We start from the raw sequence: 25,635 nt of genomic DNA on the forward strand, positions 1-25,635 counted from the left end.
GAGCGCAGTCCGGCGATGGGCTTCGACCGGACCCCACCCCAGGATCTGGCCGCGGAGCAGTGCGTGCTCGGCGCGATGATGCTGAGCAAGGACGCGATCGCGGACGTGATCGAGAACCTGCGCAGCACCGACTTCTACCGGCCTGCGCACGAGCTGGTCTTCGACGCGATCACCGACCTGTATGCGCGGGGCGAGCCGGCCGACGCGATCACCGTCGCCGCCGAGCTCAACAAGCGCGGCGAGATGACCCGGATCGGCGGCGCGCCGTATGTGCACACGCTGGTCGCCTCGGTCCCGCTCGCGGCGAACGCGTCGTACTACGCGCACATCGTCCGGGAGAAGGCGATCCTCCGTCGCCTGGTCGAGGCCGGTACGAAGATCGTCCAGCTCGGCTACGCGGGTGAGGGCGAGGTCGACGACGTCGTCGACGAGGCCCAGGCGGAGATCTACTCGGTCACCGAGAAGCGCACCGCCGAGGACTACGCCCCGCTGAAGGACATCATGGAGGGCACCCTCGACGAGATCGAGGCGATCGACTCCCGCGGCGACGCGATGGTCGGCGTACCCACCGGGTTCACCGACCTGGACGAGCTGACCAACGGGCTGCACCCCGGCCAGATGATCATCGTCGCCGCCCGGCCCGCGATGGGTAAGGCGCTCGCCCTCGACACCCCGCTGCCGACGCCGACCGGCTGGACCACGATGGCCGAGGTCGCGGTCGGCGACCAGTTGCTGGACGCCGACGGGCGGCCGACCACGGTGGTCGCGGCGACCGAGGTGATGGTGGACCGGCCGTGCTACCGGCTGTCGTTCTCCGACGGCAGCACGATCGTCGCCGACGCCGAGCACCAGTGGCGGGTCGAGGACGGCGGCCGCCCGGTGATCTGCACGACCGAGGACCTCTACACGGCGATGTCGGCGAGTCCCGGACTGACACCGTCGATCCCGGGGTCCGCGCCGCGGCAGATCACCGGGCACGGCTACCCGGCCGCGCTGACCGGCGAGGGGGAGCGGCGACTCGAGTGGGTGGACCCGGTGGTCAGCGTCCCGGTGCGCTGCGTCGAGGTCGACAACGCCGACCATCTGTACCTGGCCGGCAAGACCATGATCCCGACCCACAACTCCACGCTGGGCCTGGACTTCGCCCGTTCCTGCTCGATCAAGCACGGCCTGACCTCGTGCATCTTCTCGCTGGAGATGAGCCGCAACGAGATCACCATGCGACTGCTCTCCGCCGAGGCGAAGGTGCCGCTGCACCACATGCGCAACGGCAAGATGACCGACGAGGACTGGGCCCGGCTGGCCCGCAAGATGGGCGAGGTCTCCGAGGCCCCACTCTTCATCGACGACTCGCCGAACCTGACGATGATGGAGATCCGCGCCAAGGCCCGCCGCCTGAAACAGCGCCACGACCTCAAACTGATCATCATCGACTACCTGCAGCTGATGACGTCCGGCAAGAAGGTCGAGTCCCGCCAGCTCGAAGTCTCCGAGTTCTCCCGCTCCATCAAGCTCCTCGCGAAAGAGCTCGAGCTCCCGGTAGTCGCCATCTGCCAGCTGAACCGAGGCTCCGAACAACGCTCCGACAAACGCCCCATGGCCTCCGACCTCCGCGAATCTGGTTGCCTTACGGCGGACACGCGACTGATGCGGGCGGACACCGGCGCGGAGATCACCCTCGGCGAACTGCTTGCCGAGGACGTGCGTGACATCCCGGTCTGGTCGCTCGACGACCGGCTGAAGCTGGTGCCGCGTACTCTCACGCATGCCTTCCCGAGCGGTGTGAAGGAAGTCTTCCGGGTGAAGCTCGCCTCCGGCCGCGAGGTCAAAGCCACCGCGAACCATCCGTTCCTGACGTACAACGGGTGGAAGCCCCTGGGGGAGCTGGCGCCGGGTGCCCGGTTGGGTTCGCTCCGCCACGTGCCGCCGCCGCTCGACGTCACGCCGTGGGACGAGGACGAGCTCACCTTGCTCGCCCACCTGCTCGGTGACGGCTCGTTCGTGAAGCGTCAGCCGATCCGTTACGCGAGCATCGACGAGGCCAACCTGACCGCGGTGTCCGAGGCGGCTCAGCGGCGCTTCGGCATCACCGCGGTCCGCGACGAGTACGCCGCGGCGCGCGTCACCACCTTGCGCCTGCCCGCGCCGTACCGCCTGGCCCGCGGCAAGCGCAACCCGATCGCCGCGTGGCTGGACGATCTCGGACTGTTCGGCCTCCGCAGTCACGAGAAGTTCCTCCCGGACGGTGTGTTCGGCCTGCCGAAGGATCAGGTGGCGCACTTCATCCGCCACCTCTGGGCGACCGACGGCTCGGTCCGCTGGGACGACAAGGCCGGCCAGGCACGTATCTACTACGCGACCACCAGCCGCCGCCTCGTCGACGACCTGGCCCGCCTCCTCCTCCGCCACAACATCTTCAGCCGGATCAAGACGGTGAAGAAGACCGGGTACCGCGACGCCTATCACCTGCACATCTACGGCGCAGAGAACCAGTTGCGGTTCTGTGACGGAATCGGCGTACACGGTCTCCGCGGTCTGAAGGTGCTGGAGGCCGCTGCTGCCCTGCGGGACGTCAAGGGGAACACCAACCTGGACACGGTTCCGCAGGAGGTCTGGTCCCAGGTCCGTCAGGTGCTTGCCGAGCGCAACGTCACGCACCGCGAATTCGCGGCGGCAATGGGCACCCAGTTCTCCGGTTCGACGATGTGGAAGCACGCTCCGAGCCGTCAGCGTCTGGCCAAGGTCGCCGACATCCTCGACGACGCCGACCTCGAGGTGCTCGCTACCAACGACATCTTCTGGGACACGATCACCTCCGTCGAAAGCCTCGGTGAGCAAGAGGTGTACGACGCAACGGTCCTAGGAACCCACAACTTCGTTGCCAACGGCATCGCGCTCCATAACAGCCTCGAACAGGATGCTGACGTTGTCATCCTGCTGCATCGGGAGGATGCGTACGAGCGGGAGTCGACCCGGCCCGGTGAGGCGGACTTCATTGTCGCCAAGCACCGGAACGGGCCGACTGCGGATGTGGTGGTGGCGTTCCAGGGGCACTACTCACGTTTCGTGGACATGGCCCACGACGGTTAAGCGAGCTCGGGGGCGTCCCAGGTGGAGAGGCAGAAGGGGTGGCCGGCCGGGTCGGCGTAGACGAAGCAGTGGTCGGAGTTCGGTTGGTAGGTGAAGCGGGTGGCGCCGGCTGCCAGGACGCGGCGTTCGGTGGCTTCGAGGTCGTCGACGTAGAAGTCGAGGTGCATCTGCATCGGGATCTCGCCGTCCGGCCAGTCGGGCGGGCGGAAGTCGGCGACCTGCTGGAAGCCGATGCTTCCGCCGTCGCCGGTCGAGATCGCCCAGTGTTCGTCGCCTTTCGCGACGCCTCGGGTGATCTCGGCGTAGAAGTTCGCGAGGGCGAGGGCGTCGGGAGCGTTCACGGTGACGCCGCTGAACTTGATCCGGTCCGACATCAGCCGACCTTCGCGTCTTCGTACGCCGCGGCCAGCTCGGTCCAGCGTTCGTGCCAGGCCGTGGCGGGTCGTTCGCTCGACCAGCCGCCTTCGTGAGCAGAGCCGCCCAGGGCAAGCGATCGGCCGAGGTCCTCGAGGTGGGCCTGCCAGCCCGCGCCGTAATGGTGGAGTACGCCGACCGGCAGCCCTCGCTCCTCGACGACCAGTCTGGTCCGCGAGCCCTCCGCGGTGAGCCAGGCCTCGAGTTGTCCCTCGTCGTCCGCGCCCGGCTCCGTCCTGAGCAGCAGATGGTGAGGCCGCTCGCAGATCTCGATCTGCGCCGGTCCCGTCCATGTGCTGGTGAAGACGACCTGGACCGTGCCGCCCACCTGGAGATCGCCCGACACCTCGGCGATCCAGCGCGCGAGCCGCTCCGGGGTCGTGCACGATTCCCAGAGGTCGTCGATGTCTGTGTCGTACACGTCCTCGACGCGCACTGCTCCACGGGTCTCGTCGAGTGCCCGCATGGTCCCGATCAGCTTCACTTTCGCTCCTTCTTTCCCCGCGCGATCTCGGTGTGCAACGCGTCCAGCCGGTGCCGCCACAGCGCGCGATAGCCGTCCAGCCATTCGTCCACCTCGACGAGCGCCTCGGGGCGCAGGCTGTAGATCCGCCGCTGCGCCTCCTGACGTACGTCGACCAGCCCGGCCTCGCGCAGCACCCGCAGGTGTCGGGAGACACCGGGCCGGGCGATCGGAAGCGCGTCCGCCAGCTCGCCTGCCGTCGCCTGATGGTCCCGAAGGATCTCCAGCATCGTCCGTCGGCTCTCGTCGGCCAACGCGTGCAGCACCGCGTCCATGGCGTTCAATGTACCCAATTGGTTACGTACCTACAAGGGTACATAAATGCCCGGCAGCTAGCGGTTCCTCCAGCGGTCGGCCGAGATCGACTCCTGCGCGAGTAGTCGGAGGGAGGCGATCAGCGTCTCGCCGAGGATGGTGCCGATGACCACCGATTCGGCGAGCTGATCGCGGGTCGGGTTCGCGGTCACGGCGTCGATCTCGAAGCGGGTGAAGCGCTCGACGGAGTCGGCGTAGGCGTCCAGGTGGGCGATCAGGTTCTCCTGTCCGAGGGCGCGGAACGCTGCGACGGTGTCGATCAAGGTCGCCAGTGCGGGTGCCGAAGGTTCGACGGTCCAGCCGCGGTCGTGGATCAGCTTGGTGACCTGGGCGGTCGCGGCGTCGCGGGCCTCGTCGGTCGCGGACAGTCGGCGGGTCGGGGTGAGTGCGCGGTGCGCGCGCCCGATCTGTTCGTGCAGCGGCTCGGTGTCCGCGTCGAGTGACTCGAGGATCTCCTTCACGGTGGCCACTGGTACCCCTGCCAGTTCGACCAGAGCGCGGATCAGGCGCAGCCGCCGGACGTGCGTGTCGCCGTACGACGCCTGGTTCGGGCTGCTGAGTTCTCCGGCCGGCAGCAGGCCTTCGCGCAGGTAGTACTTGATCGTCGGCACCGGGACGTCGGTCGCCTTGCTGAGTTCCCCGATTCGCATCGCTTGCCTTCCTCGTGACTGTCATGGATAGTATCAGTATCCATAAGCGGATACCTGGACTATCCATAAGGAGTGAGGCGGATGATCCCGCTCGTACTGATCCTGGGTGCCGTCGGCTTCCGGGCGCTGGGTGCGCTCGGCGTCCGCCGGTTCGCGACCTGGCCGGCCGCGGCCGCGCACGCAATGGCCGTGATGCTGGTGCTCACCGCAAGCGCGCACTTCGTTCCGGCGAGCGTGACGGTGATGCCCAATCACGCCGACATGGTCCGGATGGTCCCGCCGTTCCTCCCGTACGCCGGCGCGCTCGTCTACCTCACCGGCGTACTCGAACTGCTCGGCGCCGCCGGACTGGTGGTCACCGCAACCCGCAAGCCGGCCGGTTACGCCCTGGCTGCGTTGTTCGTCGCGCTGCTGCCGGCCAACATCCACGCCGCGGTGGCGCACGTACCGTTCGCGGGCGGCGCGGCGACACCGCTGTGGCAGCGCATCCCCGAACAGCTTCTCTACCTCGCCGTCGCGCTCTGGGTTGCGCGGTCGGCCACCACGACCACACCAGTCAAGGAGCGCGTGTTCGCATGACCGACGTATCCCGCACCATCGCCGGCGCCGTCCTGCTCACGATCGTCACGATCCAGTTCGGGGGCTACTTCATGACCCGGATCGTCCGCGGCCAGGTGCCGATGACCGATTTCCAGAAGTCCTTCGCTCGCGCGGGCCATGCGCACGCCGGCGTGCTCGTGATCCTCAGCCTGGTCGGCCTGCTGTACGTCGACCAGACCGGGCTGAGCGGGTTCTGGTTGTGGATCGCGCGGCTCGCAGTCCCGGTCGCGGCGATCCTGATGTCCGGCGGATTCTTCGCCTCGTCGGCCGGCAAGGACCGGACCGCGCCGAACCAGTTCCTCTGGATCCTCTGGCTCGGCGCGGCATCACTCGCGCTCGGCGTCGTCACCCTCGGAGTCGGCCTGATCGTTGCCTAGCGCAAAGGCTCGCGCCAGGCGTTCGCCGACTCCACTGATCAGTGCGGCGGTCTCCGGGGTCGCGTGCTCGACGGTGAGCGGGCCGAGCGCGGCCAGGGCGGCCACCTGGGTGAGGAGCATGCCGGGGGTGTCGGCGCTGAAGCGGACCTTGCAGGACGAGTCGCCGACCGGTGTCACGATGCCGCGGACCACGCCTTCGAACGTCGAGGTGACCTCGGCGGCCGCTGCCTCGACGGTCACCTCGACGCTGTACTGGTACTGCGCCGACGTCAACGACTCCACCAGGTACGTCGGCCCGTCCACCACCCGCGGCGTGAACCGGTGCAGGACCGAAGCCGCCGAGGAGATCCGGTCGACGCGGAACGTCCGCCAGTCGTCCCGATCCGGGTCGAACGCGAGCAGGTACCATCGCCAGGCCAACGTCAGCAACTGATGCGGCTCCACCCGCCGGCGCGTCGGCTCCCGGCTGCGCCCGGCGTAGTCGAAGGCAACGATCTCGTGGTTCCGGCAGCAGCGGGCGAGGACGGCGAGCACGCCCGGATCGACCTGCGGGAGACCGGGCCGCGGGATCGCCTCCGCGGCCGACCCGACCGCCGCGAGCTGTGGGCGCAGCCGCGCGGGCAGCACCTGTTCCAGCTTGGCGAGCGCGCTCATCGAACTGTCCGCCATCCCGCTCACCCCGCCGCCGGCCGCGCCGACCAGACTCACCGCGACCGCGATGGCCTCGTCGTCGTCCAGTTGCAGCGGCGGGAGGTGCGTCCCGGAGCCGAGGCGGTAGCCGCCCGCGGTCCCGGTCGTGCCGGCCACCGGGTAGTCGAGGGCGCGCAGCCGCTCGACGTCGCGCCGTACGGTGCGTTCGGTGACGCCGAGACGGTCGGCCAGCTCCCGGCCGGACCATTCGCGCCGACTCTGCAGCAGCGACAACAGCCGAAGGAGACGGCCGGGCAGGTCTCTCATGAGCCCATGATCCCTTGCGGACAAGATGTGTCCGCAAGGGCTTCTAGCGTGATCTTCATGATGCTGACGACGACAAGCACCGGGTACGACGAGGCGCGGCTCGGGTTCCAGCGGCGGGACCCGCACCGCCCGGCGGTCATCTTCCCGGTCACGAGTACGGACGAGGTGCAGGAAGCGGTCCGGTACGCGATCGGCAACGACTTGCGGATCGCCGTGCAGGCGGCGGGGCACGGGGTGATCGAGGGGATCGACGGCGGCGTGCTGATCGCGACCGCCGGCTTCCACGGCGTGACCGTCGACGCCGGGAACAGGACCGCCTGGATCGAAGCGGGCGCGACCTGGCGGGACGTGCTGGCAGCGACCGCGCCGTACGGGCTGGCGCCGCTGTCCGGCAGCGCGCCCGGCGTCGGCGCGATCTCGTACACGCTCGGCGGGGGACTGGGCCTTATGGCCCGGCGGTTCGGGTACGCCGCGGACCACGTCCGGCGGATCGAGGTGGTGACCACGGACGGCGTACGGCGGAACGCGGAGGACGACCCGGATCTGTTCTGGGCGCTCCGGGGCGGCGGCGGGAACTTCGGGGTCGTGACCGGGATCGAGGTCGACCTGTTCGAGGTGCCGACGATCTTCGGCGGCAGTCTGTACTTCGACCTCGTCGAGTACCCGGAGGTGCCCGAGGTGTGGCGGGAGTGGACCCGGACGGTGCCGGAGGAGGTGACGTCGGCGATCGCGATCCTGCCGATCCCGGACATCCCGCAGGTGCCGGCGCCGCTGCGCGGGAAGTACATCGGCCAGATCCAGCTCGCGATCCTCGGCGACCGCGGCGCGGAGCTGATCGCACCGCTCAAAGCGATCGGGACGCCCGTGCTGGACACGGTCGGTGAGCTGCCGTACGTCGATTCCGGGCAGGTCTTCGCCGAGCCGGAGCGCCCCGACGCCTACACCTCGCTCAACGCCTTGCTGACCGATCTCGACGCCCTGAAGACGCTGCCGGGACCGGACGCGCCGCGGATGCACGTGATCGGCATCCGGCACCTCGGTGGTGCGCTCGCCCGCCGACCCGAGATCCCGAACTCCGTCGGGCACCGCGAGGCGGCCTATTCACTGACAGTGCTCACCCCGGGCACCGGCGAAGCCGCGAGCGACGTACTCGAGCCGTGGCGGGAGGCCACTATTGGCCGCGCCCTCAACTTCACCTTTGCCAAGCTAACGCCCGAAGAGGTCGCCGAGGCGTACGACGACTACGCCCGGCTCGTCGAGCTCAGGCGCCGGTACGACCCGGATCGCCGCCTGTGGGCGAACCACCAGCTCTAGCGATCATCTCCTCGACCAAGGCGCCCTTGCCGGTGACATAAGCACTGCGGTCGGTGGTGAGCAGGTGCGCCAGCTCGCGTTTGCGGGCGGCGTACCGCTCCCGGTCGGCGGCGTCCGCGCGCAGATGATCGCGGAGCAGCACGTGGTCCCGGTGTGCCTTGTTGCCGCCGACAACGACGTACAGATGATGGTAATGCACCGCATCGGGCGGCAGCGCGAAGGCCTCGCGACCGGCGATCCCCTGGTCGCCCTCGTGGACGTACCCGGCCGCGGCCAGTCGCGCGATCGCGGTCGGGACCAGGTCGGCGGACGGAACGACGACGTCCACGTCGATGATCGGTTTCGCCGCCAGCCCCGGTACGGCGGTACTGCCGACGTGTTCGATCCGGTGCGGGACCTCGGCCAGGTACGGCGTCAGCCGCCCGCGGATCTCCGCGAACCACAACGGCCAGCGCGGGTCGTAGTCCACGACCTCGGCGGGGACGATCACAGAGCCGCGGTGACGTCGACCTCGACGAGCTGCCCCGGGAACCCGAGCTGGGCGACGCCGAGCAGCGTGCTCGCGGTCGTGAATGCCGGCCCGAGGGCCGACTCGTTCAGCTGGGTCCACACCGTGCTCAGGTCGTCCCGCTCGGAGCTGGCGACGTAGATCACCGTACGGACGATCTGGTCAGGCGTCGCGCCGACGGCCTTCAACGCGGTCAGGATGTTCGTGATCACCTGCGCGGTCTGCCCTTCGAGACCGCCCGGAGCCAGCTCGCCGGACGGCTGCAACGGGCACTGACCGGCCAGGAACACCATGGTGTCCGCCTGGACCCGCGTCACGTGGTGATACCCAGGCGTCGCATGCAGCCCCTCGGGGTTGCTTCGCTCGATCGTCACACCTCGACCCAACGCGATCCCTCACGCCCCGGTCAACAGATTTTGCACGTACCGCTTCTGCCACGGCGTCTCCACCGCGTGCTTGTCGTAGTGCTGCCGCACGTAGTCCACCGCCTGATCAGCCGGCACACCGTCCAGTACGGCGAGGCACGCAAGCGCCGTGCCGGTCCGGCCGCGGCCGCCGCTGCAGACCATCTCGACCCGCCCGGTCGCGGTCCGTTCCAAGGCCTCGCGGAACGCGGCCAACGCCTGTGGACGATCGACGGGCAGCCGGAAGTCGGGCCACTGCACCCAGTGCGCCTCCCAGGGCACGTCCGGCGGTTCCTTGCCGAGCAGATACACGCCGTACGTCGGGAACGGCGCTGCCGCCGGGCCGTGCCGCAAACCGCGTCCGCGGACGAGCCGACCCGACGGCAGCTCCATCACTCCTGGTGCCTGCTTCTCCCAAAGGCCCACAGGACCAAAATACAAAAGCAGGAAGGCGGGTGGGGATCGATCAGACTACGAGGCGCTCCTCGGTCGAGGTGGAGAACAGGTGCAACTTCTCCGGGTCCGGGGCCAGGTAGACCTCGGTGCCCGTGTCGTTGTGGAGCCGGGTGCCGATCCGGGCGATGATCTGCTGGTTCTCGGCGTGGTCGGCGGAACCGTACAGGAACGCGTCCGAGCCGAGCTCCTCGATCACCGAGACCCTCACCGGCAGGCCCTTGTCAGCCAGGTGCAGCGCCTCCGGGCGGACGCCGATCGTCAGGGTCTTGTCGTCACCGGCCTTCGCCAGCAGCTCCCGGGAGATCGGGACCAGGAAGTCGCCGATCAGCGCGCCGCCGTCGGTGATCTCCGCGGTGATCAGGTTCATCGCCGGCGAACCGATGAAGCCCGCGACGAACTTGTTCCGCGGCCGGTCGTACAGGTTCAGCGGGGTGTCCACCTGCTGCAGTACGCCGTCCTTCAGCACGGCCACGCGGTCGCCCATGGTCATGGCCTCGACCTGGTCGTGGGTGACGTAGACGGTGGTGACGCCGAGCCGGTGCTGCAGCTCGGCGATCTGCGTGCGGGTCTGAACCCGCAGCTTGGCGTCCAGGTTCGACAGCGGCTCGTCCATCAGGAAGACCTGCGGGTCACGGACGATCGCCCGTCCCATCGCGACGCGCTGACGCTGACCGCCGGACAGCGCCTTCGGCTTGCGGTCGAGGTACTCCTCCAGACCGAGCAGCTTGGCCGCTTCCTGCACGCGCTTGGCGCGCTCGTCCTTGTGGATGCCCTGCATCTTCAGGGCGAAACCCATGTTGTCGGCCACCGACATGTGCGGATACAGCGCATAGTTCTGGAACACCATCGCGATGTCCCGTTCCTTCGGCGGGGCGTTGGTCACGTCCCGGTCGCCGATGAAGATCGCTCCCTCGTTCACTTCTTCGAGCCCGGCCAGCATCCGCAGCGCCGTCGACTTGCCGGAACCCGACGGGCCGACGAGCACCATGAACTCGCCGTCCTCGATGTCCAGGTCCAGCTTGTCCACCGCGGGGATGTCGGTGCCCGGGTACACCCGGGTGGCTCCCTTGAACGACACAGTTGCCATGTCGCTTCCTCTCCTTCGCCGGCAGGAACGTGCCGGACGATCCGTAGCAAAGGCCCCCAGGTCTGGGTGTCTGTTTGCTGCAACCGTCGTTCGCCGACTTACATTCCCAGGTGAAGCAAGGTCTAGAAGTATCGGCCGTCCGGGCCGACGAGCTCGAGCAGGGCTGTCACCGCGCGGCTGGGCGGACGTCCGGCGAGGGTGGCGACGGACAACGTCCAGGTCAGGTCGACGCCCATCAGCGGGATCTTCGCGACGCCGGGCTCCCCGGTCAGCTCCGGCTCGGGCACGACCGCGACCCCGAGCCCGGCCCGGACGTAGTCCGGAATCGCGGTCAGTTCGGGGACCTCGACCTGGATCCGCCGCGGGTGCCCGATCGCCTCGAACGCCCGGTCGACCATTTTCCGGTTCCCGAAGCCGCCCGGCATGTCGACGAACCGCTCGACCGCGAGGTCCTCGAGCCGCAGTGCCTCCCGCCGCGCGAGGGGGTGCCCGGCGGGCAGCAGTGCGACGAAGTCGACGGTCGCGATCTCGCGGACGTCGAGCCCGCTGAGTTCCGGCTTCGGCAGGCCGAGCAGCGCGACGTCGAGCCGGCCGTGCCGTACGTCGTCCGCGAGACCGGTGGACCCGGTCGGCGAGGTGGCGACCTGCACCTCGACCAGCGGGTACGTGCGGTGGAAGGCGCCGAGCAGCTCCGCCATGTTCACCAGGCTGAGCCGGGCGAGCGTGCCGATCCGGAGGTTGCCGCGCAGGCCGGTGGAGGCTTCCTCGACCACGGCGCGGGCCCGGTCCAGTGCCTCCAGCGCGGCCTTCGCCTCGGGCAGCAACGCCTGCCCGGTGGTCGACAGCACCACCCGGCGCGTGGAGCGGTCGAAGAGCGTGGTCTTCAGATCGGTCTCCAGTGCCCGGACGGCGGCCGACACCGTGGACTGGACGGTGAACATCCGCTGTGCGGCGCGGGTGAAGCTCAGTTCCTCGGCGACCGCGACGAAGTACTCCAACTGCCGGCTGTCCACACGCAGAATTATCGGCGACGCCGATAAGAGCGTGCAAGAACTTTCGTTGGACTCGATAGATTCGGCGCGGCAGCCTGGAAACATGTCCACCATGACGACTTCGCGGGCCGGCGTACGGATCCGGCTCGCTCATGCTCCGGGGTTCTGGGTGATCGCGGCGGCCTTCCTCACCACGATGGCCTTCTCGACGATCCCGACTCCGCTCTATGCGATCTACCAGCACCGCGACGGGTTCCCGACGTACGTGATCACGGTGATCTTCGCCAGCTACGCGGTCGGCGTGATGGCCTCGCTGTACCTGGCGGGTCATGTCAGCGACTGGCTCGGGCGGCGCCGGGTCGCGCTGCTCGCCGTCCTCGCGGAGGCGCTGTCCGCGGCGATCTTCCTGAGCTGGCCGGCCGTCCCGGGGCTCCTGGTCGCGCGGTTCATCTGCGGCGTCGGCGTCGGCGTACTGACCGCGACCGCCACCGCGCACCTGTCCGAGCTGCGGCAGATCGCTCGGCCGGGGGAGGACCCGAGCCGGTCCGCGCTGATCTCGAGCACGGTGAACCTCGGCGGCCTGGCGCTCGGTCCGCTCGTGGGCGGTCTGCTGGCGGAGTACGTCGACGCGCCGCTGCAGCGCCCGTACGAGATCTTCCTGGTGTTGCTGCTGCTCAGTGCGGTCGGGATCGCGTTGGTCCCGGAGACCGTGGAGCGACTGGAGGAGCGTCCGGCGTACCGGCCGCAGCGGGTCGCGTTGCCGTCGTCGGCACGCGCCTTGTTCTTCGCGTCCGCGATCGGGGCGTTCGGGGCGTTCGCGATCTTCGGCCTGTTCACGTCGCTGGCTCCGACGTTCCTGGCCGGGGTCCTGCATCACACGTCGCGGTTGCTGGCCGGGGTGGTCACGTTCGCGGTCTTCATCGCGGGTGCGGGCAGCCAGGTCGTGTTCGTGCGGATGTCGCGGCCGCGACAGTTGCGGCTCGGGCTGGTTGCGATGAGCGTCGGCCTGGTCGGCGTCGCGGTCGGTGGACTGGTGCCGAACCTCTGGCTCTTCGTCGTCGGCGGGGTCGTCGCGGGCGCCGGCGTCGGCCTGGTGTTCCGCGGGGCGGTCGCCACCGCCGCCGCGCTCGCGGACCCGTCGTCGCGCGGCGAGGTGCTCGCGGCACTGTTCCTGATCGCGTACGCCGGACTCGCGATCCCGGTGCTCGCGATCGGCCTCGGTATCGCACTGCTCCCGGCCCAGGTCGCGCTGCTGCTGTTCTCCGCGCTGATCCTGGTGCTGGTCAACGCCGCCGTATTACGGATGCTTGCCGCGCAGAAGAAGTGATCTGATGCGGGAATGGATCTGCTACGCGACTACAGGCTGACCGTCGCCGACCTCGTGCCGCACTCCGGCGGGTTCGCCACCGAGGGCTGGGTGGCGGACCGTCGCTGGTTCGTGAAGCGGTGGAAGGACGGCGCGGAGCCGCTCGGCCTGACGCAGTTGGAGGAGTTGCACGGGCTCGGACTTCCGGTCGTCGAGCCGCTGCGGACCGTCGACGGCGAGCTGTCCGCGCGGAGCGGTTCCCGCGCGTACGCCGTTTTCCCTTATGTAGCGGGGCGTACGGCGACGTGGGAGGACTGGCGGGCGGTGGCGCGGGCGTTGCGCCAGGTACACGAGGCGCCGCGGCAGGTCACGCTTCCGCCCGCGGACGTGAGTGAGCCGCACATCCACAACCTGGTGCGGTACCTGCGGCACCCGTGGATCGCGGATCGCGCCGACCTGGTGCGGGCGGCGATCGCGCGGCTGGACGACGTACGGACGCGGCTGAAGCCGGTGCCGGAGGTCGTGTGCCATACCGACTTCCACGGGCTGAACGTGCTGATCGGCGCCGACGGCGAGGTGGCGGCGATCCTCGACTGGGAGAGCGCGGTGATCGGGCCCCGCGAGTACGACCTGTGGGTCGCGGCCGACGGCGAACCGCTCGTGGAGTTCCTGGACGCGTACGGCGCCGACGGCCTGGACCCCGACCACCTGGAGTTCGCGCTGCTCGCCCGTGGGCTGCGAGATCTCGCGGCGCGAGTGATGACCGAGGTGGACCGGCCCGGCGTCGACACCTGGGGCTTCGACCGGATCGCCCGGGTGGACAGCAACCTGGAGATTTTCAGGCGGTACTGCGCGTAGCGCCGGGGCCCGGGAGCACCTCGACGTCGTCCGCGTGCATCGGCTTGCCGCAGTGGGCGCAAGCCAGGTCGACATGGCTGATCTCGCCGCACGCGTGGTGCCGGTACAGCACCGGCGGGCCCGCCGTACCGGCCAGCCATTTGTCGCCCCAGGCAACCATCACCATCAGTACGTCGACCAGTTCGCGGCCGCGGTCCGTCAGGACGTACTCGTAGCGCGGGCGTGCGTCGTACGGCCGGCGCTCGATCACCTCGCGGTCGACCAGGTGGTTCAGTCGCTCGGTGAGTACCTTGCGGGAGATCCCGAGGTCCGCCTGGAGTTGCTCGAACCGCGCGAGGCCGACCCAGATGTCGCGCAGGATCAGCGGCGACCAGGGCTCGCCGATCACGTCCAGCGTGCGCGCGATCGAGCACGCCATCTCACTGAAGTCCGTTCGCTGCATGGCATCAGTCTAGCGCTTGGGGTTCCCTTAGGGAACTCCGACGTGTTAGCGTTCCTTCAAGGAACCCCGAACGGAAGGGCACCACGATGAGCAAGGTCTTCGCCGCACTGGCGGTCTCGGTCGACGGATACATCAGCGGCCGCGGCTCCGGCCCGGACCACGGCCTCGGCGACGCGCCGATGCTGTTCGACTGGTACTTCGACGGCGACACCCCGAGCCAGGCCTTCGACGGCTTCAAGCTCAGCGCGCCCAGCGCCCGGGTGTTCGACACGGCCGCCACCAGGGTCGGAGCGGTGATCGCCGGGCACAAGACGTACGACGACTCCGGCCACTTCGGCGGCAACAGCCCGCACCCGAACGCGTCGCTGGTCGTGCTGAGCCACGGGCCGGTCGCGGAGATCAGCGAGCGGCAGACCCTCGCGCACACCGTCGAGGACGCGGTCGCCGCCGCGCGTGAGCTGGCCGGCGGGAAGGGCGTCGGCCTGATGGGCGGCGGCGTGGTGACCCCCGCGTTGCGGGCCGGGCTGGTCGACGAGCTGATCCTGCACCAGGTCCCGGTCCTGCTCGGCGGCGGCCGCCCGTTCTTCCAGGAACTGCCCGACCACATCCGCCTGAACCTCGTCGAGGCAGTCCCCGCGCCCGGCGTCACCCACCTGCACTACGAGATCGTTCGCTGAAGGAGCCCGACATGTTGAAGCCCGCCGTACGTGCCGCCGTCGAGAGCAACTCGATCGCCCACCTGGCCACCGTTCTGCCGGACGGCTCGCCGCACTCGATCCCGCTCTGGGTCAGCACCCTCGACGACAAGATCATCTTCCTCACCGGCCCGGACTCCCAGAAGGCCCGCAACCTTCGGCGCGACCCGCGCGTCGCGCTCTCGCTCGCCCCGGTCGACAACCCGTACGAGCCGGTCATCGTCCGCGGCCGCGTCGTCCAGTGGATCGACGGCGACGAGGGCTGGGCACTGGTCGATCAGATCGCGATGAAGTACCTCGGCCAGCCGTACTCCCGCGACCTGGACCGAGTCATCGGCGTCATCGAGGCGGAACACGAGACCGTTGGCATTTGAGCGTTGACGCGCGCCAAGGAAGATCGGCGTAACGTCCGGGCTCCGGGGACGATATCCAGGCGAACCGCGAGTCGTCCGGAACTCGCTGTCGGAGTTCTGGGGAGATCGCATGCGTGTGGTCAGGCGTTTCATCGCGGCCGTGGCGGTGGCGGCTCTGGCGAGCGGTGGAGCGTTGTCGGCGTACGCCGCGGACGGTACGCCGTCGGTCACGGTCGACAGCCCGGTGATCGGAAGCACCATCCCGCTCGGTGACGTGCCCGTGCAGATGTCGGTCGATCTGGGCGGTGAGCCATCCGGCCGGGTGGACGTATCGATCGGGTACGACGTCACCGGCTCGGTGGACATCCCCGCGGGGACCTGTGACGCCGGCTGTCAGGTGACGGTGCCGTTGCATGTCGGCGACTGGGCCCACCCGGGGCCGGTGTTCGGGGATTACATGGTGTCGGCGAAGCTGACAACGGGGTCCGGTGTCCAGACGTACGGCGGCGGTGACGTCCACTTCGACACCCCGGAGAAGATCTCCGACCTGCAGCACGTACGCGACGGCCAACTGTTCAGTGAGGCTGTCGTCGACACCACCGGAGCGTTCCGGGTGACGTCGGACTACCCGAGCGACGACGTCGCGGAGGTGCGGCTGATCGACATCGCGTCCGGAGACGCGGTGCTGACCGCGTCGGCGCCGTTCGACGTCGCGCGAGGCATCGAGCACGACGCGATGATCGACCTGGACTTCGCGTCGGTCCCCGACGGCCCGTACGAACTGCAGGCGAAGGCCCGGAACGCGGCCGGCTTCTACGGCTCCGGTCAGCACCTGTTCGTCCGGGTGAACCACAAGGACCCGGTGCTGTTCGACACCGGCACCGGTTCGCTGGTCAGTCCGGCGCACGTCAGCGGCAACCTCAAGATCACCGGTCCGCTGGTCAGTGGGAGCAAGCCGGGAACGGTGCGGCTGACTGTTGACGGTGTCGACCGGGCGGTGTCCGTGACGCCGACGTGGAAGACGGTGAACTGGCAGGACCCGGCCACGTCGTGGCAGAACGTTCAGTTCGTCATGGGCGAGCCGCAGCTCACCCTCGGCACCCACCAGATCTCGCTGAGCCTGCTCGACACCGCCGGCCGGCTGATCGGCAAGCCGGCCGCGACGACGATCACCGTGACGGACTTCAGCGCCGGCGTGACCGCGCCGACGTTGGTGGTCGGTCGTACGTCGACCGTTGCCTTCCGCGCCGATCCGCCGACGAGCGCGCCGTTCGACAGTTGCGTGGTCGGCCTCGCAGGGCCAGGCGCCACCGGTGTCACCGTCGGCGACTGGTGCTCGACCGTGCACGTCCTGCCCAACCTCCGGACGTCCGCGGCCGTGACGCCTCGGTCGGCGGGCGCGAACACGTTCACCTTCTACCTGCACACGTCCGACGGCTATGTCAGGAACATCCCGGTCCCCGCGACGGTGTACGCCGCTCGTCGTGCCACGGTCTCCGCACCTGCCGTGCCGTACGGCGGACGCAGTGCCGCGAAGGTCGTCGTACAGGACATGCGCAGTCTGAACACCTGGTCCGCCGCTCCGGCCGGTGTCACCGTCTACCTGCAGCGGCAGGCGGTCGGGACCACGCGCTGGGTGACGCTCGGCTCGGCGAAGACCGTGACCGGCGGCGTCGCGTCGATCCCGTTCGTCAGCGCCGTCAACGGCGCGTGCCGGGCCGTGCTGGCCTCGAGCGTTCCGGGCGAGACGCTGATCACCCGCCCGATCGGTGCGGTCTCGAGCGCGGTCGTCAGTTGGCGGGTCGCACCTCGGACGGCTGTCCACGGACGTGCGGTCGCGTACGAGGCTTTGGCAAATCCGTACGACGCCGGAGCGTCCGCGATTCTCCAGGTTCGCAAGGTGGGGGCGACCAAGTGGACCTCGGCGAAGACCGTTGCCGTCCCTACCACCCGCATCACCCGTTTCGGCTACGCCTTCCCGAGCGCCGGCACCTGGTACGTCCGGGTCTACCGTCCCGCGACCAAGCAGCACGCCGCCGGGCTGTCGAGCATCCTCACGGTGAAGGTCAGCTGATCTAGGATCTGCCGCATGGGTGTGACTGTGGCGGTTGGGGAGCAGGACGCGTATCTGGCGCGGGTCGGGCGGGCCGGGATGCTGATGCTGCCGATGATCACAGGGATCGGCGAGCAGATCCGGGAGTGGGCCGACGAGCTGGCCGGTGAGGGGATCACGGCGTTGTCATGGGATCCGTTCAAGGGGCGGAGCACGGACAACGCCACCCGCGAGGAGCTCAGCGGGATGTTGCGGGAGATGGACGACGACGCCGCGCTGGCGGAGCAGTCCGCCTTGCTGGACTACATGTTCGGCGAGCTGGGGTGCGACAAGGTCGGCGTGATCGGGTGGTGCCTGGGTGGGCGGTTCGCGTTCCTGCTCGGGGCGCGGGACCAGCGGGTGGCGAACGTCGTCGCGTTCCACCCGACCGTGCCGTCGGACCGGCCGCCGCACCACACGTACGACGCGATCGCCGAGGCGGCCGGGATCACCGCGCCGGTGCTGGTGAGCTACCCGAGCGCGGACGCCGCCGTACCGAACGCGGACTTCGAGACGTTGCAGACCGTGCTCCAGGCACGGACCGCCGGTGCGACGTTCGCGCAGTACTTCCCGGGCGCGGACCACGGGTTCTCGGACAAGTCGCGGCACGGCAAGGACGTGAACGCGGACGCGTTCCGCCTGGCGTGGCCGCAGGCGCTCGCGTTCATGAAGTCGACGCTCGCCTGAGCGCAGTTTCAACCTCCCGACCCAGCTCACCCAGCCGACCGCAGCTGCCGGAGACCTTCACGCCGCTCGGCGATGATCGGTCGGGGTGATGCCGCGAACGCGTTTGAAGGCGACGCTCAACGCGAACGCGTTCGCGTAGCCGACGCGGCGGGCGATCGTCTCGACGGTGTCGCGGGTAGAACGCAGTTGGTCGGCGGCAAGCGTGATGCGCCAGCCGGTCAGATAGCTCATCGGGGCCTCCCCGACGACGGCGGTGAAGCGCCGGGCGAGCGACGCGCGCGACACCCCGACCCGGTCGGCGAGCTCGGTCACGGTCCACGGATGCGCCGGATCCTCGTGCAGCACGTGCAACGCCGCACCCGCCACCGGATCCGTCTGCGCCTGGTACCACCCGGGCGCCTGCGACTCCGGCCGCGCGAACCAGGCCCGCAACGTGGTGATCAACGCCAGGTCGAGCCACCGGTCGAGCACCGTCTGCTGACCCGGCACATCGCGCTGGATCTCGGTGGTGATCATGTCCATCACCGCCCCCGCCACTTCCGCCGCCGGTACGACGAGCACCGGCGGCAGCGCGGTCACGAGTCGCCGGCTGACGTCGCCCGCGACCGAATAGGTGCCGCTGGCAACCATGATCTCGCCGGACTTGCGCCCGCCGAACGTCCGTACCCCGAGCTGCGCCGAGTAGTCGATCGGTGCCCCAGGCAACCGTTCGCAGACGCCGCCGGGGTGGATCCGGAGCACCGGCGTGGCCGAGATGGTGTCGCCGACGACGTACGGCTCCGGGCCGGTGACGATCGCGACGTCACCCTGCTCCATCCGCTGCGGCTCGATCCCGGCGCGGGTCAGCCAGCCCGAGCCGCGGACGATCGTCGCGAGCGCCAGCGGTGCCTCGTCGCGGATCTCCAGCGCCCACGGCAGATCCAGGATGGTCAGGTTGAACACCCCGTCCTGCGCCCGCGTCCCGGTGAGCAGTTCGTCGAGCACGTCCATAAGCTGAGCCTAGAACAGGGGCCGGCCGTCGCGGCCCGGCTCGACGCGCGCGGCGAGCGATCTGGAGTGGACGATCGCGCAGCCGGCCTGGTTCGCGCAGGGGTTCAGCGAGGACTTCCTGCGGTACGACGTACTCGCCGGGCAGATCCGGTTGTCCGCGGGGAACGGCGGCGAGACGTGGATCGACACCGACGTCGGCGACGTGATGACCACTGCGCTGCTCGACGAGTCGTACGCCGGGCAGGTGGTCTGCCACCGGAGGACGCCGAGGCGATCCGCGACCTGTTCACGGTGATCCGCAACCACCGCTCGGAGTACGTGTCGGACGGCGTCGAACGCGTCCTCGGTCGCCCGGCCCGCGACTTCACCGCCTGGGCACGGGAGACCGCCAAGACCGGAGTGTGGTGATTCGCGGACGCCCAGCACTCAATAACCGCAGCGTTCCGGGCCCCGCACGCTCACGCCTACCGTGCACCGGCCAGTTGTGTAGTGCTGGCGGTCCGCCTCCCCGCCCACCTGAAGTGCGGGGAGGCGGATCGTGTTCAGCGGAGGGCGAGTGCCTCTTCGTGGGTGAGTTCGCGCAGCTCGGACGCAGGGGTCTTCGTCCGCGGTTCGGTGCCGCCGCCGACCGCGCCGCCGCCGAAGACGAGGTTCGCCCAGTTGTTCTGCGCGATCAGCACCGACGTGGTCTTGTCGCCGTTGATGTCCGCGGCCGTTGTGGTGTCGGAGGTGTCGCCGTCGCAGTTCCAGTCGATCGGCTGGTTCGCGGCGCCGGTCGTGGTCCGGGTCTTGCCGTCGGGGCACTTCCAGCTCGTTCGGTACCCGGCGCCGAGGCTGCCGAGGCCGGCCGTCTCGTCGGGGCGCGCCTCGTTGATCGACGTCGGCTGGACGTTCGAATAGCCCCAGTACTTGGTGCCGTCGGACTTGAGTACGCCGCCGAGCTGGAAGGAGTAGTTCATCACGCTCAGGTAGTTCGGCTTGTAGTTCAGCCCGTCGGCGCCGCCGTGCTGCAGCCCGAGGTTGTGCCCGAGTTCGTGGACGAACGTGCCGACGTTGGTGTCGTCGGTCGCGTTCCAGTTGCACTTCTGTCCGACCGTGACGATGAACGTGTCGTTCGGGATGTTGAAGGCCTGCCCGCTGCTGCAGCCGCCGTCGTAGCTGTCGCCCCAGAGCATGTAATGGAAGACGGCTTTCCGTGCGGTCGCGAAGTTCGCCGCCTTGAGCGCGTTCGTCTGGGTGGCCGACGGGTTCAGGTCGTCGTCGTACGCGACCTCGTTGCCGCCGCCCAGGTCGTACTTCGTCCCGCGCGCGGCGCCCGCGTCGAGGTGGATCGTGATGCCGGTGCTGCCGTCCGGGTTGCTCACCGGAGCGGTCGAGAAGACCTGCACGATCCGGTCCAGGGCTGCCGTACTGGCGAGCCGGCCGGACATGTAGTCCATCTCGACGAACAGGTCCTTCTTCTTCGGGTTCGCGCCCATCGCGGGCAGGTCGACGTCCACGACACCGTCGCCGTTCGCGTCGTACCCGTTGGTCTCCCAGGCGTCGGGCAGCGAGTCGCCGTCGGTGTCGGTCGCGGCCACCACGGTGGTGTCGGTGACCGGTGCCGCGGCGGCGTGTGAACCGGCGAGGGCAGCGACCGCGAGCGAGGTCAGCACGGCGAACAAGGCGGGGCGGGGCCTCATCAGATCTCCTTCGGGGCGGTGGGTGATCTCTGCGCTACCGTAGGTGATATCCCTTGATGAGAACGGCGCAGCGACGACAGTGGCTCATTTGGGTCAGCTGCCGGAAGCGGACAGGATCTGACCGCTACCCGTGGCAGTCTGACTGCATGGCCGAAACCTCCGCCCGCCTCCTCGCGCTGCTGTCGCTGCTGCAGGCGCGGCGTGACTGGCCGGGTGCCCTGCTCGCCTCGCGGCTCGAAGTGAGCCCGCGGACGGTACGCCGGGACGTCGATCGGCTGCGCGACCTCGGCTACCCGGTCCGGGCGATCAAGGGCCCCGACGGCGGGTACCGCCTGGACGCCGGCGCCGAGCTGCCGCCGCTGCTGTTCGACGACGACCAGGCGATCGCGGTCGCGGTCGCGTTGCAGACGGCAACGACCACGGTCACCGGGATCGAGGAGGGCGCGCTGCGGGCACTGGCTACGGTTCGTCAGGTGATGCCTGCGCGGTTGCGGCAGCGCGTCGATGCCCTCCAGGTCACCACCGTCGACCGGTACGCACACCGCCGTACGACGGTGGACTCGGACCAGCTGATCGCGATCGGGACGGCGGTCCGCGCGCGCGAGGTACTGCGGTTCGACTACGCCGCGCCCGGTGTGCCGGAGGGGGAGTGGGCGCCGCCGCGGAAGGTGGAACCGCACCACCTGGTCACGTGGGGCGGGCGCTGGTACCTGGTCGGCTGGGACCTGGACCGCCGGGACTGGCGGACGTTCCGGGTCGACCGGATGACGCCGAAGACGCCGACCGGTCCGCGGTTCACGCCGCGCGAGCTGCCCGCGCCGGACGTCGCGACGTTCATCTCCAGCCGGTTCCGCGGGCAGGACAAGAATCCGTGCCGGGGCGAGGCGATCCTGCAGGCGAAGGCGTCGGACATCGCACAGTGGGCCGGGTACGGCGCGATGGTCGAGGAGCTCTCGCCGACGAGTTGCCGGCTCGCGCTGACCGGTTGGTCGTGGACCGGGCTGGCCGCGACGTTCGGGATGTTCGAGTGCGAGCTGGAGTTCGTCGGCCCGCAGGAGTTGAAGGACGCCGCGATCCAGCTCGCGGCTCGTTACCGGGAGGCATCGTCGTGAGTACGGAACTGATCGTCGCGGACGCAACGGCCTGGCGCGACTGGCTGCGGAAGAATCATCGAGAGCCGGACGGCGTCTGGCTCGTGCTGGCGAAGAAGAACGTGACGACGCCGACGAGCCTGACGTACGACGAGGCGCTCGAAGAGGCGTTGTGTCATGGGTGGATCGACGGGCAACGCCGCGGTCGCGATGAGCAGACGTTCATCCAGCTGTACACGCCGCGCCGCACCCGCAGCATGTGGTCGAAGCGGAACGTCGATCTGATCGCGCGGCTCGAACAGGAAGGGCGGATGCACACCGCCGGTCGGGCCGAGGTCGAGCGCGCCAAGGCCGACGGCCGGTGGGACAAGGCGTACGACGGCGCGAGTGCCCGCCAGGTCCCCGACGACCTCGCGGCGGCGCTGGCCGCGGAACCGCGGGCCCTGGCGATGTTCGAGATCCTCACCAGCGCCAACCGGTTCGCGGTGATCTATCGCGTGAACGATGCGAAACGCCCCGAGACCAGGGCGAAACGCATCGCGCAGTACGTCGGGCAACTCGCCCGCGGTGAGACCGTCTACCCGCAGAAGCGCACTCTCTAGACCGGGTCGAGCCTCGCCTCCTGGCCCTCGACGAGCGGGAAGTACGCGATGAACGTGACGCCCTCGTCCGCGGTGTCGAATCGCGTGATCCGGTCGACGGCCGGCTCGTAGAACACGTCGCCGGCGTGCAGGACCTGCGGCTCGTCGCCGTCGCCCTGCTGGTAGATCGCCGACCCGGACACGATGTTCCCGAACACGGGCCCGTTGTGGACGTGCGCGCCGACCGCGGTGTGCGGCTCGATGGTGATTCGCCGTACCTCGACGCGCTGCACCGGGAGTGCTGCCGGCAGCTGCTGGTCCAGGACGACGACACGGCTGATCGCTTCGGTCATGCCGTACATACTAATAGGTACAGAGCTCAGTAGAGAACCGGGTTCAGCGGGGACGAGATGGTCTCGCCGGGCTGGTTGCCGGGCATCCAGGTGGCCAGGTCGGCGACCTGGTTCGCGTTCACCGGTTCGGCGATCTCCATCGCGGCATCGACGTAGATGACCGTCATCACCCGGCGCGGGATGTCGGTGGTGTTCGGCGGCGCGTGATGGAAGGTCCAGCCGAGGTGGTAGCTGACCTCGCCGAGTTCGTACGGCTCCGAGACCTCGGTGAAGTTCTGTTCGGCGAGCGCCTGCTGCAGGACACGCTCGGACTCGTCGCTGATCGGCAGGTCGCGCCCGAACTCGAACGTCTGGCTGCCGGCCGCGAAGGACAGCGGCCCCATCTCCATCGGGGTGTCCTGCAGCGGTGCCCAGATCGTCACGCACCGGTCGGTCGTGAACGGCCAGTAGTACTGGTCCGCGTGCCACGGGGTGACGCCGCCGCCGGACTCCTTGTAGAGCGCCTGGTCGTGGTACAGCCGCACCGACTGAACCCCGAGCAGCTGCGCCGCGATCCGGGCGAGCCGCGGCGATGAGACGAACTCCAGCACCCGCTCACTGTCCTGCCAGAGGTTCGACACCTGCAGGAACGCCTTCCCGTAGGTGTCCCGCTCCTCGAGCGGCAGGTGCTGGGTGTTCAGCTCGATCACCTTGCCGGTGATCTCCGGCTCGTACTCGGCGATCGTCTCGGCGCTGAGCACATTCTTCAGCTTCACGAATCCGTGCTCGGCGAAGTGTCTGATGTCGGACCGGCTGAGGATGTAGTCGGTCTCCAGCTCCGGGCGGGTCAGAGTCATGGGAGTCAAGAGTTCCCGGACCTTTGACGCCTGTAAAGATCAGTGATCAAATCTTTGCCCTACGTGCAGGTGCACGTGCAAAACCGGTCAGGACCGTAAAGCGAAACGCTCCAGCGCCTCGAGGATCAACTCCTGCGTGGATCGTCCACCCGCACCGTGTCCCTCCTGCTCGACCAGGTGCAACTCCGCGCCCGGCCACGCCTGCGCCATCCGCCACGCGATGTCCGCCGGGCTGCTGATGTCGAGCCGCCCGTGGATCAGTACGCCCGGAATCCCCGCGAGCTTGCCGGCGTCGCGCACCAGCACGCCCTCGTCCAGCCAGGCCGCATGGCCCCAGTAGTGCGTCACCAGACGCGCAAATCGCAGCCGCAGTACCGGATCGTCGTACCTCGGGTCCGGTCGCCAGCCAGGGTGGGTACGCACGTGGGTGTCCTCCCAGGCGCACCAGTCCTTGGCGGCCTGCTCCCGGACGGCCGGGTCCGGATCGTGCAGCAGGCGGCTGTACGCGAGTGCGAGATTCCCGTCCCGATCCTCCTCCGGTACGCCGTCCCGGAACCGGGCCCATTCCTCGGGAAAGATCCGGCCCATCTCGCGGGTGATCCACTCCACCTCACGCCGGGTGGTGTTCGTGACGCTGAACAGCACGACCTCCGAGATCGCCTCCGGGTGCTGCTCGGCGTACGCGAGCCCGAGCGTCGCGCCCCAGGACGCCCCCAGCAGCAACCACCGCTCGATCCCGAGCATCCTCCGCAGTTGCTCGAAGTCCGCGATCAGGTACGCGGTGGTGTTCGTCCGCAGATCCACCTCGGGCTCGGCCGCGTCCGGCGTACTGCGTCCGCAGTTGCGCTGGTCGACGAGTACAACCCGGTATTTCGCGGGATCGAAGTACCGCCGCCACCAGGCACCGGCCCCGGAGCCCGGTCCGCCGTGCACGACGAGCGCCGGTTTGCCGTGCGGGTTGCCGCAGACCTCCCAGTACACGCGATGTCCGTCGCCGACATCGAGCAGGCCGCGGTCGTAGGGCTCGATCTCGGGATACATGCTCAGAGGACTCCGGTGTAAGTGAGGGCGAAGGCGGCGCAGGGGAGCAGGAAGAGGGCGGCCAGGACGATGATGCCTTTGAAGGACTGGTGCGGGCCAATGAGTTTGGGGTACGCCGCGACCAGGACCGGGACCATCACCAGCTCGAGGGGGAGCATGCTGCGGGGGATGATCGTGCCGGTGGCGGCGAGGACGACCGAGAGCGTGGCGGCGGCGATCCAGGCGGCGTAGCCGAAGCGGTACGTCGTGCGGGCGCCGAAGCGGACCGCGATCGTGTGGTAGCCGGCGGCGCGGTCCGCGTCGAGGTCGGCCAGGGTCGTGGGGAGGTAGAGGCCGACGGCGGCGAGGGTGCCCTGCAGGCCCATCAGCCACGGGAAGTCGCTCAGATCCGGGTTGATCGCGGCCCAGCCGGCGAGGGGTCCGAAGGCGCCGAGGGCAAGGGCGTTCACGGCGACGTCGAAGCCGGCCCGCGTCTTCAACCGGACGGGCGGGACGGAGTACGCGTACCCGAGCAGTACGGCGAGCAGCACGCCCAGCGCGAACACGACCCCGACCAGCAGGCTCAGCCCGACCGCCGCGACCGCCGCCGCGAAGGCCAGTCGCAACGCCGCCCGGAGCGTGACCCGCCCGTCGAGCAGCGGCGACCTGGCCTTCCGCGGATTGAGCCGATCACTCGGCAGGTCGTACGCGTCGTTCACCGCCAGTACGGCGAGCCACACCAGCGGACCCATCACGACCGCGCCGACGATCAGCCGCGGCCACTCCTCGACCGGCGGGATCAGCCGGTGCGTGGCGAGCAGGATCCCTGTGTAGTAAGGGACGATCGACACCATCCAGAACGCCGGCCGGCCGACCGCGACCACGTCACGGACCCGCGGGCCTCGTACCTGCACGTCCGTGCGCACCTCACCACTGTCCACCCCCGCGGTGCGTCCCGTCCT

The 25,635-nt window shown here is 69.2% G+C and carries 30 protein-coding genes; 12 read left to right on the forward strand and 18 right to left on the reverse strand.

The annotated features are described in order from the left end of the window. Positions 1-15: 15 nt before the first annotated feature. On the forward strand, positions 16-3,090 hold the full coding sequence (locus AB0M51_RS16735; RefSeq protein ID WP_344194571.1) for a replicative DNA helicase: 3,075 nt from the start codon (positions 16-18) through the stop codon (positions 3,088-3,090). Here AB0M51_RS16735 and AB0M51_RS16740 read toward each other — a convergent pair. Genes AB0M51_RS16740 through AB0M51_RS16755 form a run of 4 tightly spaced genes read right to left on the reverse strand, consistent with a single transcriptional unit; the run spans position 3,087 to position 4,992 of the window. Then, on the reverse strand, positions 3,087-3,464 hold the full coding sequence (locus AB0M51_RS16740) for a VOC family protein (protein WP_363749541.1): 378 nt from the start codon (positions 3,462-3,464) through the stop codon (positions 3,087-3,089). The two genes, AB0M51_RS16735 and AB0M51_RS16740, sit on opposite strands and share 4 nt — an antisense overlap. Beyond that, positions 3,464-3,988: an SRPBCC domain-containing protein gene (locus AB0M51_RS16745; protein ID WP_344193767.1), complete on the reverse strand. Its 525-nt coding sequence runs from the start codon at positions 3,986-3,988 to the stop codon at positions 3,464-3,466. The genes AB0M51_RS16740 and AB0M51_RS16745 overlap by 1 nt, the downstream gene beginning before the upstream one ends. Next, positions 3,985-4,302 carry a metalloregulator ArsR/SmtB family transcription factor gene (locus tag AB0M51_RS16750; RefSeq protein WP_344193769.1) on the reverse strand — a complete coding sequence of 106 codons (318 nt, stop codon included), beginning with the start codon at positions 4,300-4,302 and terminating at the stop codon, positions 3,985-3,987. The genes AB0M51_RS16745 and AB0M51_RS16750 overlap by 4 nt, the downstream gene beginning before the upstream one ends. A 57-nt stretch (positions 4,303-4,359) precedes the next feature. Beyond that, positions 4,360-4,992, reverse strand: a complete 633-nt coding sequence (locus tag AB0M51_RS16755) for a MerR family transcriptional regulator (RefSeq protein WP_363749542.1) — start codon at positions 4,990-4,992, stop codon at positions 4,360-4,362. Between the two features lie 81 nt (positions 4,993-5,073). Between AB0M51_RS16755 and AB0M51_RS16760 the strand changes: the two genes are divergently transcribed. Continuing rightward, positions 5,074-5,571 carry a hypothetical protein gene (locus AB0M51_RS16760; RefSeq protein ID WP_344193774.1) on the forward strand — a complete coding sequence of 166 codons (498 nt, stop codon included), beginning with the start codon at positions 5,074-5,076 and terminating at the stop codon, positions 5,569-5,571. After that, positions 5,568-5,969 carry a hypothetical protein gene (locus tag AB0M51_RS16765; RefSeq protein WP_363749543.1) on the forward strand — a complete coding sequence of 134 codons (402 nt, stop codon included), beginning with the start codon at positions 5,568-5,570 and terminating at the stop codon, positions 5,967-5,969. The genes AB0M51_RS16760 and AB0M51_RS16765 overlap by 4 nt, the downstream gene beginning before the upstream one ends. On the opposite strand, the gene AB0M51_RS16770 is transcribed toward AB0M51_RS16765, so the two are convergent. Continuing rightward, positions 5,919-6,926, reverse strand: a complete 1,008-nt coding sequence (locus AB0M51_RS16770) for a WYL domain-containing protein (protein ID WP_363749544.1) — start codon at positions 6,924-6,926, stop codon at positions 5,919-5,921. The two genes, AB0M51_RS16765 and AB0M51_RS16770, sit on opposite strands and share 51 nt — an antisense overlap. 57 nt (positions 6,927-6,983) lie before the next feature. Between AB0M51_RS16770 and AB0M51_RS16775 the strand changes: the two genes are divergently transcribed. After that, complete coding sequence (locus tag AB0M51_RS16775) at positions 6,984-8,240, forward strand: FAD-binding oxidoreductase (RefSeq protein ID WP_363749545.1); 1,257 nt, start codon at positions 6,984-6,986, stop codon at positions 8,238-8,240. On the opposite strand, the gene AB0M51_RS16780 is transcribed toward AB0M51_RS16775, so the two are convergent. The 5 genes from AB0M51_RS16780 to AB0M51_RS16800 form a co-directional block, all read right to left on the reverse strand. Further along, positions 8,188-8,730, reverse strand: a complete 543-nt coding sequence (locus tag AB0M51_RS16780) for a GrpB family protein (protein WP_344193782.1) — start codon at positions 8,728-8,730, stop codon at positions 8,188-8,190. The two genes, AB0M51_RS16775 and AB0M51_RS16780, sit on opposite strands and share 53 nt — an antisense overlap. After that, the gene (locus AB0M51_RS16785) at positions 8,727-9,122 is read right to left on the reverse strand and encodes a RidA family protein (RefSeq protein ID WP_344193785.1); all 396 of its coding nucleotides are present in this window, start codon (positions 9,120-9,122) and stop codon (positions 8,727-8,729) included. The genes AB0M51_RS16780 and AB0M51_RS16785 overlap by 4 nt, the downstream gene beginning before the upstream one ends. Before the next feature lie 21 nt (positions 9,123-9,143). Continuing rightward, positions 9,144-9,578, reverse strand: coding sequence for a protein-tyrosine phosphatase family protein (locus AB0M51_RS16790; protein WP_344193787.1), 435 nt, complete (start codon positions 9,576-9,578; stop codon positions 9,144-9,146). 40 nt (positions 9,579-9,618) lie between these two features. Beyond that, a complete protein-coding gene (gene ugpC, locus AB0M51_RS16795; protein ID WP_344193789.1) occupies positions 9,619-10,695 on the reverse strand; it encodes a sn-glycerol-3-phosphate ABC transporter ATP-binding protein UgpC in 1,077 nt (358 codons plus the stop codon). 122 nt (positions 10,696-10,817) lie between these two features. Continuing rightward, entirely contained in the window at positions 10,818-11,708 is an 891-nt protein-coding gene (locus tag AB0M51_RS16800; protein WP_363749546.1) for a LysR family transcriptional regulator, read from the reverse strand. Positions 11,709-11,799: 91 nt separating this feature from the next. Here AB0M51_RS16800 and AB0M51_RS16805 point away from each other — a divergent pair, with 91 nt between their 5' ends. Both AB0M51_RS16805 and AB0M51_RS16810 read left to right on the forward strand, forming a co-directional pair. Next, positions 11,800-13,014 carry an MFS transporter gene (locus tag AB0M51_RS16805; protein WP_344193795.1) on the forward strand — a complete coding sequence of 405 codons (1,215 nt, stop codon included), beginning with the start codon at positions 11,800-11,802 and terminating at the stop codon, positions 13,012-13,014. A 12-nt stretch (positions 13,015-13,026) separates the two neighbouring features. Then, entirely contained in the window at positions 13,027-13,851 is an 825-nt protein-coding gene (locus AB0M51_RS16810; protein ID WP_363749547.1) for a phosphotransferase, read from the forward strand. Here AB0M51_RS16810 and AB0M51_RS16815 read toward each other — a convergent pair. Continuing rightward, entirely contained in the window at positions 13,832-14,293 is a 462-nt protein-coding gene (locus tag AB0M51_RS16815) for a helix-turn-helix domain-containing protein (RefSeq protein WP_344193799.1), read from the reverse strand. The genes AB0M51_RS16810 and AB0M51_RS16815 overlap by 20 nt on opposite strands. 86 nt (positions 14,294-14,379) lie before the next feature. Here AB0M51_RS16815 and AB0M51_RS16820 point away from each other — a divergent pair, with 86 nt between their 5' ends. The 4 genes from AB0M51_RS16820 (at position 14,380) to AB0M51_RS16835 (ending at position 18,120) form a co-directional block, all read left to right on the forward strand. Then, the gene (locus AB0M51_RS16820) at positions 14,380-14,970 is read left to right on the forward strand and encodes a dihydrofolate reductase family protein (RefSeq protein WP_363749548.1); all 591 of its coding nucleotides are present in this window, start codon (positions 14,380-14,382) and stop codon (positions 14,968-14,970) included. An 11-nt stretch (positions 14,971-14,981) separates the two neighbouring features. After that, a complete protein-coding gene (locus tag AB0M51_RS16825; RefSeq protein WP_363749549.1) occupies positions 14,982-15,362 on the forward strand; it encodes a TIGR03618 family F420-dependent PPOX class oxidoreductase in 381 nt (126 codons plus the stop codon). A gap of 109 nt (positions 15,363-15,471) precedes the next feature. Next, positions 15,472-17,415 (forward strand): hypothetical protein, encoded by a 1,944-nt coding sequence (locus AB0M51_RS16830; RefSeq protein WP_363749550.1) that lies wholly within the window; start codon positions 15,472-15,474, stop codon positions 17,413-17,415. A gap of 15 nt (positions 17,416-17,430) precedes the next feature. Then, complete coding sequence (locus tag AB0M51_RS16835) at positions 17,431-18,120, forward strand: dienelactone hydrolase family protein (RefSeq protein ID WP_363749551.1); 690 nt, start codon at positions 17,431-17,433, stop codon at positions 18,118-18,120. A gap of 57 nt (positions 18,121-18,177) precedes the next feature. Here the strand turns inward: AB0M51_RS16835 and AB0M51_RS16840 are convergent, their stop codons facing one another. The 3 genes from AB0M51_RS16840 to AB0M51_RS16850 all read right to left on the reverse strand — a co-directional run bounded on the left by AB0M51_RS16840 (position 18,178) and on the right by AB0M51_RS16850 (position 20,792). Next, positions 18,178-19,110 carry an AraC family transcriptional regulator gene (locus tag AB0M51_RS16840; RefSeq protein WP_363749552.1) on the reverse strand — a complete coding sequence of 311 codons (933 nt, stop codon included), beginning with the start codon at positions 19,108-19,110 and terminating at the stop codon, positions 18,178-18,180. Between the two features lie 9 nt (positions 19,111-19,119). Beyond that, positions 19,120-19,416: a hypothetical protein gene (locus AB0M51_RS16845; RefSeq protein ID WP_363749553.1), complete on the reverse strand. Its 297-nt coding sequence runs from the start codon at positions 19,414-19,416 to the stop codon at positions 19,120-19,122. A gap of 236 nt (positions 19,417-19,652) precedes the next feature. Further along, complete coding sequence (locus AB0M51_RS16850) at positions 19,653-20,792, reverse strand: zinc-dependent metalloprotease family protein (protein WP_363749554.1); 1,140 nt, start codon at positions 20,790-20,792, stop codon at positions 19,653-19,655. A gap of 146 nt (positions 20,793-20,938) precedes the next feature. Between AB0M51_RS16850 and AB0M51_RS16855 the strand changes: the two genes are divergently transcribed. Together AB0M51_RS16855 and AB0M51_RS16860 are read left to right on the forward strand one after the other, a co-directional pair. Further along, positions 20,939-21,904 (forward strand): WYL domain-containing protein, encoded by a 966-nt coding sequence (locus AB0M51_RS16855; RefSeq protein WP_344193814.1) that lies wholly within the window; start codon positions 20,939-20,941, stop codon positions 21,902-21,904. Continuing rightward, a complete protein-coding gene (locus tag AB0M51_RS16860) occupies positions 21,901-22,485 on the forward strand; it encodes a YdeI/OmpD-associated family protein (protein WP_344193817.1) in 585 nt (194 codons plus the stop codon). The genes AB0M51_RS16855 and AB0M51_RS16860 overlap by 4 nt, the downstream gene beginning before the upstream one ends. Here the strand turns inward: AB0M51_RS16860 and AB0M51_RS16865 are convergent. The 4 genes from AB0M51_RS16865 to AB0M51_RS16880 form a co-directional block, all read right to left on the reverse strand. Then, positions 22,482-22,817 (reverse strand): cupin domain-containing protein, encoded by a 336-nt coding sequence (locus AB0M51_RS16865; RefSeq protein ID WP_363749555.1) that lies wholly within the window; start codon positions 22,815-22,817, stop codon positions 22,482-22,484. The genes AB0M51_RS16860 and AB0M51_RS16865 overlap by 4 nt on opposite strands. A 26-nt stretch (positions 22,818-22,843) precedes the next feature. Further along, the gene (locus AB0M51_RS16870; RefSeq protein ID WP_363749556.1) at positions 22,844-23,653 is read right to left on the reverse strand and encodes a phytanoyl-CoA dioxygenase family protein; all 810 of its coding nucleotides are present in this window, start codon (positions 23,651-23,653) and stop codon (positions 22,844-22,846) included. Between the two features lie 87 nt (positions 23,654-23,740). Further along, a complete protein-coding gene (gene pip, locus AB0M51_RS16875; protein ID WP_363749557.1) occupies positions 23,741-24,694 on the reverse strand; it encodes a prolyl aminopeptidase in 954 nt (317 codons plus the stop codon). A gap of 2 nt (positions 24,695-24,696) precedes the next feature. Beyond that, positions 24,697-25,599, reverse strand: a complete 903-nt coding sequence (locus AB0M51_RS16880) for a UbiA family prenyltransferase (protein WP_344193825.1) — start codon at positions 25,597-25,599, stop codon at positions 24,697-24,699. Between the last annotated feature and the right edge of the window lie 36 nt (positions 25,600-25,635).

The sequence above is a fragment of the Kribbella sp. NPDC051137 genome, from assembly GCF_040682535.1.
GTDB lineage: Bacteria > Actinomycetota > Actinomycetes > Propionibacteriales > Kribbellaceae > Kribbella > Kribbella karoonensis.

Bases quoted from the DNA above. Each gene is read 5' to 3' on its own strand.
- AB0M51_RS16870 (WP_363749556.1), bottom strand. From the start codon at position 23,653: ATGACTCTGACCCGCCCGGAGCTGGAGACCGACTACATCCTCAGCCGG.
- AB0M51_RS16855 (WP_344193814.1), top strand. From the start codon at position 20,939: ATGGCCGAAACCTCCGCCCGCCTCCTCGCGCTGCTGTCGCTGCTGCAG.
- AB0M51_RS16750 (WP_344193769.1), bottom strand. From the start codon at position 4,302: ATGGACGCGGTGCTGCACGCGTTGGCCGACGAGAGCCGACGGACGATG.
- AB0M51_RS16810 (WP_363749547.1), top strand. From the start codon at position 13,027: ATGGATCTGCTACGCGACTACAGGCTGACCGTCGCCGACCTCGTGCCG.
- AB0M51_RS16840 (WP_363749552.1), bottom strand. From the start codon at position 19,110: ATGGACGTGCTCGACGAACTGCTCACCGGGACGCGGGCGCAGGACGGG.
- AB0M51_RS16775 (WP_363749545.1), top strand. From the start codon at position 6,984: ATGATGCTGACGACGACAAGCACCGGGTACGACGAGGCGCGGCTCGGG.
- AB0M51_RS16830 (WP_363749550.1), top strand. From the start codon at position 15,472: ATGCGTGTGGTCAGGCGTTTCATCGCGGCCGTGGCGGTGGCGGCTCTG.
- AB0M51_RS16770 (WP_363749544.1), bottom strand. From the start codon at position 6,926: ATGAGAGACCTGCCCGGCCGTCTCCTTCGGCTGTTGTCGCTGCTGCAG.
- AB0M51_RS16850 (WP_363749554.1), bottom strand. From the start codon at position 20,792: ATGAGGCCCCGCCCCGCCTTGTTCGCCGTGCTGACCTCGCTCGCGGTC.
- ugpC (WP_344193789.1), bottom strand. From the start codon at position 10,695: ATGGCAACTGTGTCGTTCAAGGGAGCCACCCGGGTGTACCCGGGCACC.
- AB0M51_RS16740 (WP_363749541.1), bottom strand. From the start codon at position 3,464: ATGTCGGACCGGATCAAGTTCAGCGGCGTCACCGTGAACGCTCCCGAC.
- AB0M51_RS16865 (WP_363749555.1), bottom strand. From the start codon at position 22,817: ATGACCGAAGCGATCAGCCGTGTCGTCGTCCTGGACCAGCAGCTGCCG.
- pip (WP_363749557.1), bottom strand. From the start codon at position 24,694: ATGTATCCCGAGATCGAGCCCTACGACCGCGGCCTGCTCGATGTCGGC.
- AB0M51_RS16765 (WP_363749543.1), top strand. From the start codon at position 5,568: ATGACCGACGTATCCCGCACCATCGCCGGCGCCGTCCTGCTCACGATC.
- AB0M51_RS16815 (WP_344193799.1), bottom strand. From the start codon at position 14,293: ATGCAGCGAACGGACTTCAGTGAGATGGCGTGCTCGATCGCGCGCACG.
- AB0M51_RS16735 (WP_344194571.1), top strand. From the start codon at position 16: ATGGGCTTCGACCGGACCCCACCCCAGGATCTGGCCGCGGAGCAGTGC.
- AB0M51_RS16805 (WP_344193795.1), top strand. From the start codon at position 11,800: ATGACGACTTCGCGGGCCGGCGTACGGATCCGGCTCGCTCATGCTCCG.
- AB0M51_RS16825 (WP_363749549.1), top strand. From the start codon at position 14,982: ATGTTGAAGCCCGCCGTACGTGCCGCCGTCGAGAGCAACTCGATCGCC.
- AB0M51_RS16755 (WP_363749542.1), bottom strand. From the start codon at position 4,992: ATGCGAATCGGGGAACTCAGCAAGGCGACCGACGTCCCGGTGCCGACG.
- AB0M51_RS16760 (WP_344193774.1), top strand. From the start codon at position 5,074: ATGATCCCGCTCGTACTGATCCTGGGTGCCGTCGGCTTCCGGGCGCTG.
- AB0M51_RS16820 (WP_363749548.1), top strand. From the start codon at position 14,380: ATGAGCAAGGTCTTCGCCGCACTGGCGGTCTCGGTCGACGGATACATC.
- AB0M51_RS16835 (WP_363749551.1), top strand. From the start codon at position 17,431: ATGGGTGTGACTGTGGCGGTTGGGGAGCAGGACGCGTATCTGGCGCGG.